The 16393-nt window shown below is 68.2% G+C and carries 15 protein-coding genes; 4 read left to right on the top strand and 11 right to left on the bottom strand.

The features are described from left to right. Positions 1-3: 3 nt before the first annotated feature. Complete coding sequence (locus HWX09_RS15605) at positions 4-894, bottom strand: alpha/beta hydrolase (protein WP_027784842.1); 891 nt, start codon at positions 892-894, stop codon at positions 4-6. Between the two features lie 179 nt (positions 895-1073). Further along, complete coding sequence (locus HWX09_RS15600) at positions 1074-1931, bottom strand: ferritin-like domain-containing protein (RefSeq protein WP_034185427.1); 858 nt, start codon at positions 1929-1931, stop codon at positions 1074-1076. A gap of 143 nt (positions 1932-2074) precedes the next feature. On the opposite strand from HWX09_RS15600, the gene HWX09_RS15595 reads away from it, so the two are divergent. The 3 genes from HWX09_RS15595 to HWX09_RS15585 all read left to right on the top strand — a co-directional run bounded on the left by HWX09_RS15595 (position 2075) and on the right by HWX09_RS15585 (position 4078). Next, on the top strand, positions 2075-2599 hold the full coding sequence (locus HWX09_RS15595; RefSeq protein ID WP_027784844.1) for a gamma carbonic anhydrase family protein: 525 nt from the start codon (positions 2075-2077) through the stop codon (positions 2597-2599). Between the two features lie 25 nt (positions 2600-2624). Beyond that, positions 2625-3575, top strand: a complete 951-nt coding sequence (gene hslO, locus HWX09_RS15590) for an Hsp33 family molecular chaperone HslO (RefSeq protein ID WP_027784845.1) — start codon at positions 2625-2627, stop codon at positions 3573-3575. A gap of 137 nt (positions 3576-3712) precedes the next feature. Then, the gene (locus HWX09_RS15585) at positions 3713-4078 is read left to right on the top strand and encodes a hypothetical protein (RefSeq protein ID WP_027784846.1); all 366 of its coding nucleotides are present in this window, start codon (positions 3713-3715) and stop codon (positions 4076-4078) included. 89 nt (positions 4079-4167) lie between these two features. Here the strand turns inward: HWX09_RS15585 and ftsB are convergent, their stop codons facing one another. The 9 genes from ftsB to HWX09_RS15540 form a co-directional block, all read right to left on the bottom strand. Further along, positions 4168-4593 carry a cell division protein FtsB gene (gene ftsB, locus HWX09_RS15580; protein WP_027784847.1) on the bottom strand — a complete coding sequence of 142 codons (426 nt, stop codon included), beginning with the start codon at positions 4591-4593 and terminating at the stop codon, positions 4168-4170. 81 nt (positions 4594-4674) lie between these two features. Continuing rightward, positions 4675-5958 (bottom strand): phosphopyruvate hydratase, encoded by a 1284-nt coding sequence (eno, locus tag HWX09_RS15575; protein WP_027784848.1) that lies wholly within the window; start codon positions 5956-5958, stop codon positions 4675-4677. 107 nt (positions 5959-6065) lie between these two features. Continuing rightward, positions 6066-6920 (bottom strand): 3-deoxy-8-phosphooctulonate synthase, encoded by an 855-nt coding sequence (gene kdsA, locus HWX09_RS15570; RefSeq protein WP_027784849.1) that lies wholly within the window; start codon positions 6918-6920, stop codon positions 6066-6068. Beyond that, complete coding sequence (locus HWX09_RS15565) at positions 6917-8575, bottom strand: CTP synthase (protein ID WP_027784850.1); 1659 nt, start codon at positions 8573-8575, stop codon at positions 6917-6919. Before HWX09_RS15565 ends, kdsA begins: the two co-directional genes overlap by 4 nt. Positions 8576-8765: 190 nt before the next feature. After that, positions 8766-9611, bottom strand: coding sequence for an alpha/beta hydrolase (locus HWX09_RS15560; protein WP_027784851.1), 846 nt, complete (start codon positions 9609-9611; stop codon positions 8766-8768). A 138-nt stretch (positions 9612-9749) separates the two neighbouring features. Then, the gene (locus HWX09_RS15555) at positions 9750-12239 is read right to left on the bottom strand and encodes a DNA internalization-related competence protein ComEC/Rec2 (RefSeq protein WP_027784852.1); all 2490 of its coding nucleotides are present in this window, start codon (positions 12237-12239) and stop codon (positions 9750-9752) included. Positions 12240-12296: 57 nt separating this feature from the next. Then, a complete protein-coding gene (locus HWX09_RS15550; RefSeq protein ID WP_027784853.1) occupies positions 12297-13085 on the bottom strand; it encodes a TatD family hydrolase in 789 nt (262 codons plus the stop codon). 66 nt (positions 13086-13151) lie between these two features. Further along, positions 13152-13847, bottom strand: coding sequence for a lipoprotein-releasing ABC transporter ATP-binding protein LolD (gene lolD, locus HWX09_RS15545; protein WP_034185428.1), 696 nt, complete (start codon positions 13845-13847; stop codon positions 13152-13154). Between the two features lie 55 nt (positions 13848-13902). Next, positions 13903-15156: a lipoprotein-releasing ABC transporter permease subunit gene (locus HWX09_RS15540; protein WP_027784855.1), complete on the bottom strand. Its 1254-nt coding sequence runs from the start codon at positions 15154-15156 to the stop codon at positions 13903-13905. Between the two features lie 147 nt (positions 15157-15303). Here HWX09_RS15540 and HWX09_RS15535 point away from each other — a divergent pair, with 147 nt between their 5' ends. Beyond that, entirely contained in the window at positions 15304-16380 is a 1077-nt protein-coding gene (locus HWX09_RS15535) for a hypothetical protein (protein WP_034185429.1), read from the top strand. The last annotated feature ends 13 nt before the right edge of the window (positions 16381-16393 follow it).

Genomic DNA, 16393 nt, shown 5'->3' with positions numbered 1-16393 from the left:
CGCCTACGCGCAGAACGCCTCGATCAGCGACGCGATCTGCTCGGGCTGGTCGTGATGCACCATGTGGCCGGCATCCTCGACGAGTTTCTCGCGCCAGTCGGGGAATGCGTTGAAGCGCGCCTTGAATTCAGGCAGCGGGATGTCGCCGGCGAGATGCGCGAGCGTCGGCGAATTGACGGCCTCGACGTGCAGCACCTTCGCGCGCACCTGCTTCCAGATGGCCATCACTTCGTCGAGCCGGTACAGCAGCGGGCCCGGCATCTTGTGCGCCGGGTCGGCGAGCAGGTGGTAGAGGCCGTCGTCGCCGCGTTTCGACCAGTGCGCGGCGAGAAACGCGGCGCGGCGCGGGTCGAGCCGCGGATTGGTCTTGATCAGGCGCGCCGCCACGTCGTCGAGGGATGCGTACGGCCGCAGCGCGGGTGGCTCGCGCAGCTCGTCGAGCCAGCCGCGCAGCCGGCGCGGCGCCTGTTCGGCGCGGGCCGGCGCGAGCCCGAACCCTTCGAGGTCGACCACGCGCCGCACCCGTTCCGGCCGTGCGCCGGCATACAGGCACACGACGTTCGCGCCCATGCTGTGCCCGACCAGATTGACCTCGCCGGTCGGCGCATAGCGCTCGACGAGCGCATCGAGATCGCCCAGGTACTCGTGGAACCAGTAGTGGCCGCCGCCCTGCCGCGCGACCGGCCAGTCGGACAGCCCGAAGCCGCGCGCGTCCGGCGCGATCACCTGCCAGTCGCCCGCCAGCGCATCGACGACGAACTGGAACGACGCCGCGACGTCCATCCAGCCGTGCAGCATGAACAGCGTCGGCGCGTCGGGCCGGCCCCAGCGCCGCACATGCAGCCGGACGCCGCGCACCGTGACGAAATCGGAAACAGAACTCGTGGCACTCATTGCAGCCGCCAAAAAAAGAATGATCGTTCGATTATAGCGGCGACGCCTTGGTTCCGGCGATCGGCAATCGAGCTACCGCTCTAGCGGCAAGGTCGTTCCAGGGCCGGCCGGCAGGACACCATCGATCGGGCGCGCGAGTCGGCCGGCGGTCGCCCGGGACGCAGCCGAACGTGATCCGGCTAATGCGCGGGGCGTTCGTCCGCCGCGTCCTGCGCGGCCAGTTCGTCGAGTTCGGCCTGCTCGAAGCCGGCATCGCGCCGCGCATCGAAATTGAACGGGCCGCGCAGCCGCGGCGCGTGGTATCGCTCGGCGAGCTGCCGATAAGTCGGCACGGGATCGCGGCCGGCTGCATCGCACAAATGGCGGAACCAGCGGTTGCCGACCGCGACATGGCCGATTTCGTCGCGCAGGATCACGTCGAGGATCGCGGCCGACGCATCGTCGCCCGCCTGCACGAGCCGCGCGCGGATCGGCGGCGACGCGTCGAGCCCGCGGGCCTCGAGCGTCCGCGGCACGAGCGCCATGCGCGCCAGCACGTCGTCCTTGGTCCGCTCGCACATCTCCCACAGCCCGTTGTGCGCGGGAAAATCGCCGTAGGCGTGCCCGAATGCCGCGAGCCGGTCGGACAGCAGCGTGAAGTGATAGGCCTCCTCGGCCGCGACCTTCAGCCAGTCGGCATAGAACGCGTCCGGCAGGCCCGCGAAGCGCCAGACCGCGTCGAGCGCCAGATTGATCGCATTGAATTCGATATGGGCGAGCGCGTGCAGCAGCACGGCGCGCCCTTGCGGCGAGCGCATGCTGCGCCGCTCGAGCTGACGCGGCTCGACGAGCGGCGGCCGCGCCGGGCGCCCAGGCAGATCGGCCGGTTCGCGCAGTTGAAGCGACGGCGCGATCGCGGCCTGCCCGGCCCGCAGCGCATCGTGCAGCGCGCGTACCTGCGCGGCCTTGGCCGCCGGCTCGGTCACGCGCAGCGCATCGAGCGCCACGCTGCGCACACAGGCCAGCGTCTGGCCGAAAGAAGAAGACGCGATGCTCATAAACGGGGACACCTTGCGTACGCATCGCGGGAGCACAGGCACGCGACGGTTTACAATATGCGTTTGTTCCGCGGCGCCACGCGCCGGGCAAACCGGACGCGCCATTCTACCGGCGCCCATCATCGAAGAGACAAGGAGACTCCGTGACGATCTACAAGCTGGGCGAGACGGCCCCGACGATCCACGAAAGCGTATTCGTCGCCGATACGGCAGCCATCATCGGCAAGGTCGTGCTCGCGGAAAACGCGAGCGTGTGGTTCGGCGCGACGATTCGCGGCGACAACGAGACGATTACGGTGGGCGCCGGCAGCAACGTCCAGGAAGGCGCGGTTCTGCATACCGACCCGGGGTTTCCGCTGACGATTGCCGAAAACGTGACGATCGGGCACCAGGCCATGCTGCACGGCTGCACGATCGGCGAAGGTTCGCTGATCGGGATTCAGGCGGTGGTCTTGAATGGAGCGGTCATCGGCCGCAACTGTCTGGTTGGTGCCGGCGCGGTCGTGACGGAAGGCAAGACGTTCCCGGACAACTCGCTGATTCTCGGCGCACCGGCGAAAGTCGTGCGCGAGCTGTCGGCCGAAGACGTCGCGCGGCTGCGCGCGAACGCGAAGACGTATGTCGAGCGACGCGCGCATTTCAAGGAGCAACTCGTGCGGATCGGGTGATTCGCACGGATTTCAAGGAAGAAGAGTGAGCGACCAGTTACAGAAATTCATGTTCAATGCGGCGCCCGTGCGCGGCGAGATCGTTTCGCTGCGCAACACGTGGCAGGAAGTGCTCGCCCGCCGCGACTACCCTGCCCCCGTGCGCACGGTGCTCGGCGAGATGATGGCCGCGTGCGCGCTGCTGTCCGCGAACCTGAAATTTCACGGCACCCTGATCATGCAGATCTTCGGCGACGGGCCGGTCCAGATGCTGGTCGTCCAGTGCGGGTCCGATCTGTCGATGCGGGCCACCGCGAAGTTCTCGGGCGACGCCGCGCAGACGATCGGCGACGACACGAGTTTCGCGACGCTCGTCAACGCGAGCGGCCACGGCCGCTGCGTGATCACGCTCGACCCGGCCGACAAATTGCCGGGCCAGCAGCCGTACCAGGGCATCGTGCCGCTGAACGGCGTCGACGGCCCGCTCGAATCGGTGTCGCAGGTACTCGAGCACTACATGCATCACTCGGAGCAGCTCGACACGCGGCTGTGGCTCGCGGCCGATCGCGACCGCGCGGTCGGCATGCTGCTGCAGAAGCTGCCGGGCGACGGCGGGATCGTGCCGCGCAACGCCGAAACCGATATCGACACGTGGGAGCGCGTGTGCACGCTCGGCGGCACGCTGTCCGCGAAGGAACTGCTCGAGGTCGAACCGGAAGTCGTGTTCCGCCGGCTGTTCTGGCAGGAAAACGTGCAGCACTTCGAACCGGCCGGCACGCGCTTCCAGTGTTCGTGCTCGCGCGAGAAGGTCGGTGCGATGCTGCGCATGCTCGGTCGCGAAGAAGTCGACAGCGTGATCGTCGAGCGCGGCCACGTCGAGATCCACTGCGAGTTCTGTAACCAGCGCTACGAGTTCGATCCGGTCGACGTCGCGCAACTGTTCGCGGCGCCCGGTGTCGAAACCGGCATCGCACCCGCGACCGGCCAGCGTCACTGAGCCGTGCGCTCGTGCCCGCCACCGGCGCGGCACGGGCGCATAATGACGCACGAGCGCCGCATGCGCGGCTCAGGCGCCGGAGGCCCTGCCTCCCATGCCAGTCGCTTTCCACGGTCGGCGCGCCGCAGGAGAAACACATGAATCGCCGCCCCTTCGGGACCATCCGCACCATCGCCCTGACGAGCATGACCGCCGGCACGCTCGCGCTTGCCGGCTGCGCGATGCCGCCGCCGACCTCCACGATCCTGAGCCGCCTGCCCGAACCGGGCGCGTCGGGCGGCCAGCCGCCCGTGCTGTCGAGCGCCGAACGCAAGCGCTACGACGAGATCGACCAGCAGGTCCTGCGCGAGCAGAACAGCGCGATGGCGGCCGAAGCAGCCGCGCGCGCGTGGGCCTATTACTCGCCGCCGCCCGTGACGGTCTATGGCGGGTACTACAGCGGAGGATGGGGCAATCGCTGGGGCACGGGCGTCGGTTACGGCTATCCGGGCTGGTGGTGGTGAGCAGGGATCGCCCGACCGATTGACGACTGGCAGGAAATAAAAAAGCGCGGCATTTCCCGCGCTTTTTCAATGGATTCGACGTATCGCGCTCAGTGATGCGCCGCCTTGCCCTTGTCGCCGCCATGATGGCGCGACGGCTTCGCGATCGACTGCGGATTCGGCACGACCCGCACGGGCGCCGCGGAGACGGTGCCGCGCGTCGACGTATTCGACGGCGTGTTGTTCAGCGGCCCCGCAGGCGCGTTCGGCGACACGAACTGCACGAATACCTCGCCGTCCTTCACCATGCCCATCTCGTAGCGCGCACGCTCCTCGATCGCCGCGGTGCCGCTCTGCAGATCCTGCACTTCGCCGGCGGTGCGCTCGTTACGCAGCTTCTCGTCCGCGTTCTTCTGAAGCTGGTCGTCGAGCTGCTGACGCAATTCGTGCACCCGCAGCCAGCCGCCGTGTCCCCACCATAGGGGGTACTGAATGAGCGCCAGCAAGGCAATCAGGACGACAGTGACAAGCCGCATGTAAGAGACGCAGATATAAGAAGCGCCGCTCCGCGCACAGGCACAGAGCGGCGTCGAGATGACGAACCCGATAGTAGCGCGTTAGCGCAGGTTATAGAAAGCCGATTTACCCGGGTAGCTCGCGATGTCGCCGAGATCTTCCTCGATACGCAGCAGCTGGTTGTACTTCGAGATGCGGTCGCTGCGCGACAGCGAACCCGTCTTGATCTGACCGGCGTTCAGGCCGACCGCGATGTCCGCGATCGTCGAATCTTCCGTTTCGCCCGAGCGATGCGAAATCACGGCCGTGTAGCCCGCGCGCTTCGCCATTTCGATCGCCGCGAACGTTTCGGTCAGCGTACCAATCTGGTTGATCTTGATGAGGATCGAGTTCGCGATGCCCTTCTCGATGCCTTCCTTCAGGATGCGCGTGTTCGTGACGAACAGATCGTCGCCGACGAGCTGCACCTTCTTGCCGAGGCGCTCGGTCAGCAGCTTCCAGCCGTCCCAGTCGCTTTCGTGCATGCCGTCCTCGATCGACACGATCGGGAACTTGTCGGCGAGCGTCGCGAGGTAGTCGGTGAATTCGGCCGACGACAGTTGCAGGCCTTCGCCCGCGAGCTGGTACTTGCCGTCGTGGTAGAACTCGGATGCCGCACAGTCGAGCGCGAGCAGCACGTCTTCGCCCGCACGGTAGCCTGCCTTCTCGATCGCCTGCAGGATCGTCGACAGGCACTCGTCGTTGCTGCCGAAGTTCGGTGCGAAACCGCCTTCGTCGCCGACGGCCGTGCTCATGCCGCGGTCGCTCAGGATCTTCTTCAGCGCGTGGAACACTTCCGCGCCGCAACGCAGCGCTTCACGGAACGTCGGCTGGCTGACCGGGACGATCATGAATTCCTGGATGTCCAGGCTGTTGTTCGCGTGCGCGCCGCCGTTGACGATGTTCATCATCGGCACCGGCAGTTGCATCGCGCCCGAACCGCCGAAGTAACGGTACAGCGGCAGGCCGGCTTCTTCAGCGGCGGCCTTCGCGACGGCCATCGACACGGCCAGCATCGCGTTCGCGCCGAGGCGCGACTTGTTGTCGGTGCCGTCCAGCTCGAGCAGGGTCTTGTCGAGGAACGCCTGTTCCGACGCGTCGAGGCCCATGATGGCTTCGGAGATTTCGGTGTTGATGTGCTCGACCGCCTTCAGCACGCCCTTGCCGTTGTAGCGGCCGGCTTCGCCGTCGCGCAGTTCGATCGCCTCACGCGAGCCGGTGGACGCGCCCGACGGCACCGCCGCGCGGCCCATCGTGCCCGATTCGAGCAGCACGTCGCATTCGACGGTGGGGTTGCCGCGCGAATCCAGGATCTCGCGGCCGATGATATCTACGATTGCACTCATGGGTTTCCTCTGAGAATGACGATGGATTCTTTCAAACTGCGACGGCGTGCGCGCCGGAACCGCTTTCGCTACAGACGCGCGAAGCCGTCGCAAGGTTCATTCGATCTTTAATTGAAATCGTTTTCCAGGAACGGGTTGCGCTTCACCGCCTGGTCGAGCGTGACGAGCGTCTCCAGCAACGCGCTCATCCGGTTCAGCGGCACCGCGTTCGGGCCGTCCGATTTCGCCTCGGCCGGATTCGGATGCGTTTCCATGAACAGACCCGCGACGCCCGTCGCGACCGCCGCACGTGCGAGCACCGGCACGAATTCGCGCTGGCCGCCCGAGCTCGTGCCCTGTCCACCCGGCAACTGCACCGAGTGGGTCGCGTCGAATACGACCGGCGCGTTCGTCTCGCGCATGATCGCGAGCGAACGCATGTCCGACACGAGATTGTTGTAGCCGAACGAGACGCCGCGCTCGCACGCCATGAAGCGGTCTTCCGACAGCCCCGCGTCGCGTGCGGCGTCGCGCGCCTTGTCGATCACGTTCTTCATGTCGTGCGGCGCGAGGAACTGGCCCTTCTTGATGTTGACGGGCTTGCCCGAGCGCGCGCACGCATGGATGAAATCGGTCTGACGGCACAGGAACGCCGGCGTCTGCAGCACGTCGACGACCGATGCGACCTGCTCGATCTCGTCGATCGAATGCACGTCGGTCAGCACCGGCAGGCCGAGCTGGCGCTTCACCTCGGACAGGATCCGCAGGCCCTCGTCCATTCCGAGGCCGCGAAACGATTTGCCCGAGCTGCGGTTTGCCTTGTCGTAGGACGACTTGTAGATGAACGGAACGTTCAGCTTCTCGCAGATCTCCTTCAGGCGGCCGGCCGTGTCGATCGTCATTTGCTCCGATTCGACGACGCAGGTACCCGCGATCAGGAAGAAAGGCTTGTCGAGACCGACCTCGAAATCGCACAGCTTCATGCTTGCACTCCGCGCGCTTGCTTGTTGGCGAGCGCGGCTTCGACGAACGACTTGAACAGCGGATGACCGTCACGCGGCGTGGACGTGAATTCCGGGTGGAACTGGACGCCGACGAACCACGGGTGCATCGAACGCGGCAGCTCCATCATTTCCGGCAGATCCTCGCTCGGGGTACGGGCGCTGATGATAAGGCCGCCGGCTTCGAGCTGGGGCACGAAGCGGTTATTGACTTCATAACGGTGGCGATGGCGCTCGTTCACGTCCTTGCCGTAGATTTCTTCCGCCATCGTGCCCGGCTTGATCGGGCAGCGCTGCGAACCCAGGCGCATCGTGCCGCCGAGGTCGGATTCCTCGGTACGCGTCTCGACCTTGCCTTCGCGGTCGTACCATTCGGTGATCAGCGCGACCACGCGCTCCGGCGTGTCCGGATCGAATTCCGTGCTGTTCGCCTGCTTCAGGCCGCCGACGTCGCGCGCGAATTCGATCACCGCGAGCTGCATGCCGAGGCAGATGCCGAGATACGGCACCTTCGACTCGCGCGCATAGCGGATCGCCGCGATCTTGCCTTCCGTGCCGCGACGGCCGAAACCGCCCGGCACCAGCACGGCGTCGAGATGCTTCAGGCTGTCGACACCGTTCGCCTCGAGCTCTTCCGAATCGATGTACTCGATGTTGACCTTGGTCGACGTGTGGATCGACGCATGGCGCAGCGCCTCGATCAGCGACTTGTACGACTCGGTCAGGTCGACGTACTTGCCGACCATGCCGATCGTCACTTCGTGCTTCGGATGCTCGAGCTTTTCGACGAGCGCCGACCACATGCTCAGGTCGGCGTCCTTCGGCGACAGCTTCAGCTCCTCGCAGATGATCCGGTCGAGGCCCTGGTCGTGCAGCATCTGCGGAATCTTGTAGATGCTGTCGGCGTCCCACACCGAGATCACGGCGTCTTCGGGCACGTTCGAGAACATCGAGATTTTCTTCGATTCGTCGTCGGGGATGCGGCGATCCGCACGGCACAGCAGCACGTGCGGCAGGATGCCGATCTCGCGCAGCTTCTGCACGCTGTGCTGGGTCGGCTTCGTCTTCAGTTCGCCGGCCGTCGCGACGTACGGCACGAGCGTCAGGTGCACGAAGCACGCGCTGTTGCGACCGAGGCGCAGGCTCATCTGGCGCGCGGCCTCGAGGAATGGCAGCGACTCGATGTCGCCGACCGTGCCGCCGATCTCGACGATCGCGACGTCCGGCTCGCCGCAGGTGGCCGATGCCGCCCCGCGCTCGATGAATGCCTGGATTTCGTTCGTGATGTGCGGAATCACCTGCACGGTCTTGCCGAGATAGTCGCCGCGGCGTTCCTTGCGGATCACCGATTCGTAGATCTGGCCGGTCGTGAAGTTGTTGGCCTTGCGCATCTTCGTGCTGATGAAGCGCTCATAGTGGCCGAGGTCGAGGTCGGTCTCCGCTCCGTCTTCCGTCACGAACACTTCGCCGTGCTGGAACGGGCTCATCGTGCCGGGGTCGACGTTGATGTAGGGATCGAGTTTGAGGAGGGTGACTTTCAGACCGCGCGATTCGAGGATCGCGGCGAGAGAGGCGGCGGCAATACCCTTGCCGAGGGAAGAAACTACGCCGCCGGTGACGAAAACATATTTGGTCATCGCTGGATGCTCGCGGGAAAAACGGATTATACCGTAAAGCCCGCCCTTTTCTCAGCAATTGACGCGATGAGACGTGATGATCGCGCCCTTTCGTGCCGCCCCGCGCCAACCGTGCGCGGCGGTGCGAACCGACCGTCCGGTCGGCGCCGCGCGCGTGCGCCGGCGGGCGTTCCGGCCGCCGGACGAGGCGTCAGGCGCGCCTCGCCATCGGCGCGCCGGCCTGCGAGGCGCCACCCTCTTCCGCCTTCAGCGAATTCAGCATCCGCTGCAATGCGCGGGCGGTCTCGATCGGCCGCTCCATCGGGAACAGGTGGCTCCCCTCGAGCCATTCGATGCGTCCGCGCGTCGCGCGGCGCGTCGCTTCGAGTCCGACCTGCCGGACCTCGCGCGAGCGCGTGCCGGCGAGAAAGCCGAGCGGCACCGGCGCGCCGTGCGCGAGCCGCGGGCCGAGCGTGTGCGGCAGCGTCCGGTAGATCAGGTATTCGACCTGACGGTCGAACGCCAGCGCGCGCTCGCCGTCGGCGCCGGCCTGCGGGATCCCGTGGTCGATATAGTCGGCGAGCATCCGCTCGTCCCAGCGCGCGAACGCGGGCTTCTCGCGGAAGTGCCGCCAGACCTCCTCGCGGCTCATCCAGCGCGTGCGCCGGTTGCGCGTCGCCGCGGCCGGCGACAGCCGCTCGTCGAGCCCCGCCCACTGGCTCGCGCGCAGCGCGCCGGCACGCCAGCCCGCGATGATCGGCGAATCGATCATCACGACGCCGCGCACCCATTGCGGCTTCTTCAGCGCGGCCATCAACGACAGGTAGCCGCCGAGCGAATGGCCGACGAGCCAGACCGGGCGCTCGTAGCGGCTGCCGATGTCGTCGAGCAGTTGCTCGACGAGATGCGGCCAGTCGCGCGTCACCGGGTAGCGGCGGTCGTGGCCGATCCGTTCGATGTAGCGCAGCTCGTAGTCGTCGGCCAGTTCGGCGAAGATCGTCCGGTAGGTCGACGCCGGGAAGCCGTTCGCATGCGAGAAGTGGAGGATGTCCTTCAAACGCCGATGTCTCCTTGGTCGACGGGAGCGGTGCTTCGGCACTTGCTCCCGTCCCGTGCTTCGTATTCTGTCGGAACCGTGCTTCGGCACGCTACGCCGGCCCCGGGCTTTCCCCTGACAAGCCGGCCTTCGCCGCGCTTACCGGTCCATCCAGTACCGGCGCCGTTCGTCGCGATAGCGCGCGAATGCAAACCCGCCGCCGGCCGGCGCGACGTCGAATCGCACGGCGCCGTCGCGATCGGTGCGCGGCAACGGAATCCCGCGCGCCTCGTAGCGGGCGAGCACGGTCCGGTGCGGATGCCCGAAACGATTGCGATAGCCTACAGGAAATACCGCGACGCGCGGTCCGACCGAATCGAGGAAAGGCTCGATCGACGACGTGCGGCTGCCGTGGTGAGGAACGACCAGGATCTGCGCGGCCAGCGCGTCGCGCGCATCGGCCACCAGCCGGCGCTCGGCGGCGGCCTCGATGTCGCCCGTCAGCAGCGCCGACGTGCCGCCCGCATCGATGCGCAGCACACACGATTGGCCGTTCGACGAACCCGTGCCCACCCCGCCCGGCGGCCACAGCATCGTGAACACGACGCCGTCCCACGTCCACCGCTGCCCGGTCGCGCACGGCAGCCGATCGGTCACGCCGGCCGCCTGCGCATCGCGCCACAGCCGATGCCGCGGCGCAATGCCGGCCAGCAGCTGGCGCACGTCGGTGGCCGCATAAACGGCCGGTGCGCCGCCCGCATGATCGGCATCCGCATGACTGAGCACGAGCGAATCGATCGTCGCGATGCCGCGCGCCCGCAACGCCGGCGCGACGATCCGCGTACCGGCGTGGGACGACTCCACGCCCGGCCCCGCATCGAACAGCAAGGTCCGCCGCGCGGTTTCGACCAGCACCGCCGCGCCCTGCCCGACGTCGAGCACGGTCAGCCGGAAGCCGCCCGGCGGCGGCGCATCCGGCGCCGGCGCGACGAGCGGCAGCCACGTCAGCGGCGCCGCCCAGCGCAACGGCCAGCCGCGCGGCATCAGCGCCCACGCGACACCCATGCATGCCAGCGCCAGCACCGGCCAGTCGGGCATGCGCAGCCAGAACACGCCGGCCGGCCAATCGGCCAGGTGCCCGAGCAGCGTCATCATCGGTGCGAGCGCCGCATGCGCAAGCCGAAAGGCCGCCGCATCGAGCGGCGGCGGCAGCGCGATGCCGGCCAGCACGACCGGCGTCACGACCGAGCTGACCCACGGAATCGCGAACGCATTGCCGAACGGCCCCGACAGGGAAACCTGCGCGAACCATGCGGCGGTGAGCGGTGCAAGCCCGATCGTCACCGCGTACTGCACGCGCGTCGCCTCGGCGAAGCGGCGCCGGCAGCGCGTCGCCCACGCACGCAACCGGCTCCGCAAGCCGGCCATGCGGCTTTCCGCGCCCGCTTCGTCGATCCCGTCGGCCTCGCGCACCGCGCGCCAGCCGGCAACGGCCAGCAGGATCACCGCGACCGCACCGAACGACAGCCAGAACCCGGCCGACAGCACGGCCCACGGATCGGCGAGCAGCACGCCGCCGAGCGCCACGCACAGCACCGCCGACGTCGGTACGCTGCGGCCGGCCAGATACGCGATGCCGCCGGCCGCGATCATCCACCACGCGCGCTGCGCCGGCACGTTGAAGCCGGCGAGCGCGGCATAGCCCGCCGCGGCGGCCAGCGCGGCAAGCGCGGCCGCGTAAGGCGCCGGCAGCACGAGCGTCGCGGCTCGCCCGCGCCAGCGCACGCGGCGCCAGACCATCGAGACGAGCCAGCCGGCGATCGCGCCGACCAACCCGACGTGGAGACCGGAAATCGCGACCAGATGGCTCGTGCCCGTGTTGCGCAGTACGCGCCAATCGTCGTCGCCGATGCCCGACTGGTCGCCGATCGCCAGCGCGGCGACGATGCCGCGATGCGCCGCATCGGTACCGAGCACCTCGTCGATGCGTGCCCGCAGGACGTCGCGCACCCGATCGATCGCTGCACGCCATCCCGATGCGCGCCCATCGAGCAGGACCGCCCGACGCGGCGCACTGACATAGCCGATCGCCCGGATGCCCGCGGCGAGCCACGCCGCCTCGCTGTCGCGCACGCCGGGATTGGCCTCGGCATGCGGACGCTTGAGACGCACGACGAAATGCCAGCGCTGGGCCGCACGCAAATCGGGAAGCGCATCGCGTGTCGCGGATGCGCCATACGCGCGCCACGACAACCGGATCAATGGCGGAAAACGGGTGAGCCCCGCATCGTTCGATTCGACCGCGAACAGCAGCCGCGCACTTGTCTCGTCGACGACGGGCAGCCCGCGGATCACGCCCGTGACGACGATGTCGCGCCCTTCCCACTCGACGGGCAGACTGTCGCGCAGCCGCCATTCGGCTCGCGCGGCCGCATAGCCGAACCCCGCGACGCCGGCCGCGACCGCGCACAGCATCCATCCGCATGCAACGACCGCACGCGTGCGCCGACGACGCACGCACCACGCGCCCAGCGCCGCGCAGCCCGCGAGCACGGCTGCTCCGATCGTCCATGCGATCGCCCCCGGCAACGCCGCCTGCCGCTGCAGCACGACGACGCCGAGCGCGAACGCGATCCACCACACGCGCATTCCGCCTCCTCGTCGACCCGGCGCCACCCCTGCGAATGCGGTGCCTTCCGGCAACGATTATGCGGACGAAAGTGCGAGTCGCGGCAGCGCGGCGAGCGCGTTAGCCGAAGTGCATAGGGACAATTCGCCGGCATCGAGCCCGCGCAATTCGGCGAGCACGCCGCCGATGCGCGGCACCTGGTCGGGCGTATTGCGGGATTTGTATGCCCATTCGGGCGCGATGTCGGGCGCGTCAGTCTCGACGACGAGCGCGTCGAGCGGCAATTCGGCGGCGAGCCGGCGGATCTGCCGCGCGCGCGTGAAGGTCACGTTGCCGCCGAAGCCGAGATGCAGCCCCTGCGCAAGATACGCTTCGGCCTGCTGGAAACTGCCGTTGAACGCATGCGCGATGCCGCGCCGCACACCGAAACGGCGCAGCCCGGCCAGCACGCGGTCCTGCGACTTGCGCACGTGGCACAGCACCGGCAAATCGAATTCCCGCGCCAGCCTGAGCTGGCCCTGGTAGAAGAACTGCTGCCGGTCTTCGTCGAGGCCCGGCACGAAATAGTCGAGCCCGATCTCGCCGATCGCGACGAAACGCGGATCGTCGAGGCTCGCCTCGATCTCCATGCGCAGCCGGTCGAGATCCGCGTCGCGCGCCTGCGGCGTGTACATCGGATGGATGCCGAGCGCGTACACCGCGCCCGGCGTGCGCTGCGCGAGTTCGCGCACCGTCGTGAAGTTGTCGCGCCCGATGCTCGGAATCACGATGCGCGACACGCCGGCCGCGCGCGCAGCCTGCGCGACCGCGTCGCGGTCGGCGTCGAATTCGGCGGCATCGAGATGGCAGTGCGTGTCGATCCACATGGCAGCGGTCCTGCGCCGTTGCGCCGTGCCGGATGAGCCGGCGGCCGGCCAAGGGCGCGTTCCTTCTTACACCGGCAGCGCCGGCTCCTCGTGCAGCACCCCGTCGCGCAGCCGCATGATGCGGTCGCAGCGCGCGGCGAGATCGGGATCGTGCGTGACGATCACGAAGCTCGTTTCGAGCGTCTCGGACAGTTCGAGCATCAGGTTGAACACCGTGTCGGCCGTCGTGCCGTCGAGGTTGCCGGTCGGCTCGTCGGCGAGCACGCAGGCCGGCTTCGTGACCAGCGCGCGCGCGATCGCGACACGCTGCCGCTCGCCGCCCGACAGCTCGCCCGGCCGGTGCTTCGCACGCGGACCGAGACCGACGCGTTCGAGCATCGTCTGTGCCTGCTCGCGCGCGTCCTCGGTCGTCATCCGGCGGATGCGCAGCGGCATCGCGACGTTGTCGAGCGCCGTGAACTCGGGCAGCAGGTGGTGGAACTGGTAGACGAAGCCGAGCGCGCGGTTGCGCAGTTCGTTGCGCTCGCGCTCGGCGAGTTGCGTAAACGGCTTGCCGAGCAGCGACACTTCGCCGGCGCTCGGCTCGTCGAGCCCGCCCAGCACGTGCAGCAGCGTGCTCTTGCCGGAGCCCGACGCGCCGACGACCGCGAGCTTCTCGCCACGCCGCACCGTCAGCTCGGTGTTGTTGAGCACCTGCACGTTGAAGCCGCCCTGCACGAACGCCTTCGTGATCCCGCGCGCCTGAAGCACGTATTCCTGCATACCTGCCGAATCCTGTTTGTTGTGTTGTCGTGAATCCGCGAATGCGGTCGCGCGGTCATTCATAGCGGAGCGCCTCCGCCGGTTTCACCTTCGCGCCGCGCCAGCTCGGATAGAGTGTGGCGACGGCCGACAGCGCGAACGCGATCAGCCCGATCCGGATCACGTCGCTCGCGACGAGTTCGGATGGCAGCTCGCTGATGAAATACACCGACGGCGGCAGGAACTGCACGCCGAACAGGTGCTCGATCATCGGAATCAGCCACGGGATGCTCCACGCGATCAGGCAGCCGAGCGCGACGCCGGACGCGGTGCCGACGAAGCCGATCGTCACGCCCTGCACGACGAAGATCTTCATGATCGACCCCGGCTGCGCGCCGAGCGTGCGCAGGATCGCGATATCGGCCTGCTTGTTGGTCACCGTCATCACGAGCGACGACACGAGGTTGAACGCGGCCACCGCGATGATCAGCGTGAGGATGATGAACATCATCCGCTTCTCGATCTGCACGGCCGAGAACCACGTCTTGTTCTGCTGGGTCCAGTCGCGGATGTACAGGCTGCCCGACAGCGTATGCGACAGCTCGACCGCGACCTGCGGCGCCTTCTGCATGTCGGTGAGCCGCAGCCGCACGCCGGTCGGCGCGCTCATCCGGAACAGCGCCTCGGCGTCGCGGATGTTGATCATCGCGAGCGTGCTGTCGTATTCGTAGTGGCCCGATTCGAACACGCCGACGACCGTGAACTGCTTCAGGCGCGGCATCATGCCGGCCGGCGTGATCGAGCCTTCGGGCGCGACGAGCGTGACCTTGTCGCCGACCGTCACGCCGAGGTTGCCGGCGAGCGCGTCGCCGAGCACGATGCCGAACTGGCCCGGCACGAGCGCGCCGAGCTGGCCGCCCTTCATGTCCTTGCCGATGTCGGACACCTGCGGTTCGAGCGTCGGCTCGACGCCGCGCAGCATCACGCCGCTCACCGCGTCCTGGCGCGTGAGCAGCGCCTGCGCGTCGACGTACGGCGCCGCGCCGATCACCGACGGATTGCGGCGCGCTTCCTGCGCGGTCAGTTGCCAGTCGGGCATCGAACCCGTCGGCGAGAACACCTCGACGTGCGCGAGCACCGACAGCATGCGGTCGCGCACTTCCTTCTGGAAGCCGTTCATCACCGACAGCACGACGATCAGCGCCGCGACGCCGAGCGCGATCCCGAGCATCGAGACGAGCGCGATGAAGGAAATGAAGCCGTTGCCGGTCGTGCGTTTGCCGGCGCGCGTGTAGCGCCAGCCGATCTGCCATTCGTACGGAAGTTTCAAGCGAATCCTTTCTGCTGGTTACGGCGGGATGGCGGCCCGCGGCCGGACCGCCATCCGGCGGCGGCCGCCCGGGCGCGATCGAAAAAACGGTCGCGGGACGCGAACGGGCGGTCAGCCGGCCCGATCACGCGCGCAGTTTGCCATACAATGCGCACCATCATGCACGACCGACGCCTCCATTTTCTCGTTCCGTTCGCGCTGCCGTCCGCGGCCGATGCGGCCTCGTCCCTGCACACGCTCGACAGCCCCGCGCTCCAGAAGTTGCTCGCCCGCGCGAGCCTCGTCGAGCGCGTGGCCGGCGAGGACTTCCAGCGCACGCTGCCGCACGAGCGCTGGCTGGCCAGCCGGTTCGGCGCCACGCACGGCAACGCCGCGGACGAGGCGCCGCTCGCGCCCTACATGCTGCTGGCCGACGGCGGCGATCCCGGCGCGCACGCATGGGCGTGCGTCGAGCCCGTGCACGTCGAAATCGCGCACGATCACCTGGTGCTCGTCGACCCGGCCGCCCTCGCGCTCGACGACGGCGACGCGGCCGCGCTGCTCGCGGTCGCGCGGCCGCTGATCGAGGAGCTGGGCGTGCGGCTGGAAGCGCCGAACCCGGCGCGCTGGTATCTGTCGAGCGATCAGCTCGCGCGCCTCGCCGGCGCTGCGCCGCTGCGCGCCAGCGGCCGCAACATCGAGATCTGGCTGCCGCACGAGGCGCATACGGGCGAGCGCTCGCGGATGTGGATGAAACTGCAGAACGAAGTGCAGATGGCGTGGTTCCAGCATCCGGTGAACGAAGCCCGCGAGGCCCGTGGGCTGCCGGCCGTCAATTCGATCTGGTTCCATGCACAGGGCACGCTGAAGCCGGTCGGCAAGCCGTTCGCGCGCGTGCTGTCCGCGTCGCCCGCCGCGCTCGGCCTCGCGCGCGCCGCGCAAACCGAAGCCGGCAGCCCGCCCGCGACGTTCGGCGCGCTGCCGGCCGCCGACGGCGCGACGCTCATCGAGCTGCCGGCGCTGACCACCCCGTTCATCGAGCAGGACTGGGCGCGCTGGCACGACGGACTCGCCACGCTCGAGCGCGACTGGTTCGCGCCGGCGCTCGCCGCGCTGCAGACCGGCGAGCTGGCGGCCGTCGATTTCACGCTGTGCGGCGACACGAGCTCCGTGACGCTGCACGCGACGCGCGGCGACCTGCGCAAGTTCTGGCGCCGCCGCACGCTCGCCTCCCTGTTCGAATAACCAAGCCAACCCG

The organism is Burkholderia sp. BCC1208 (assembly GCF_902833095.1).
GTDB lineage: Bacteria > Pseudomonadota > Gammaproteobacteria > Burkholderiales > Burkholderiaceae > Burkholderia.
This window is presented reverse-complemented; position numbering and strand designations above follow the sequence as displayed.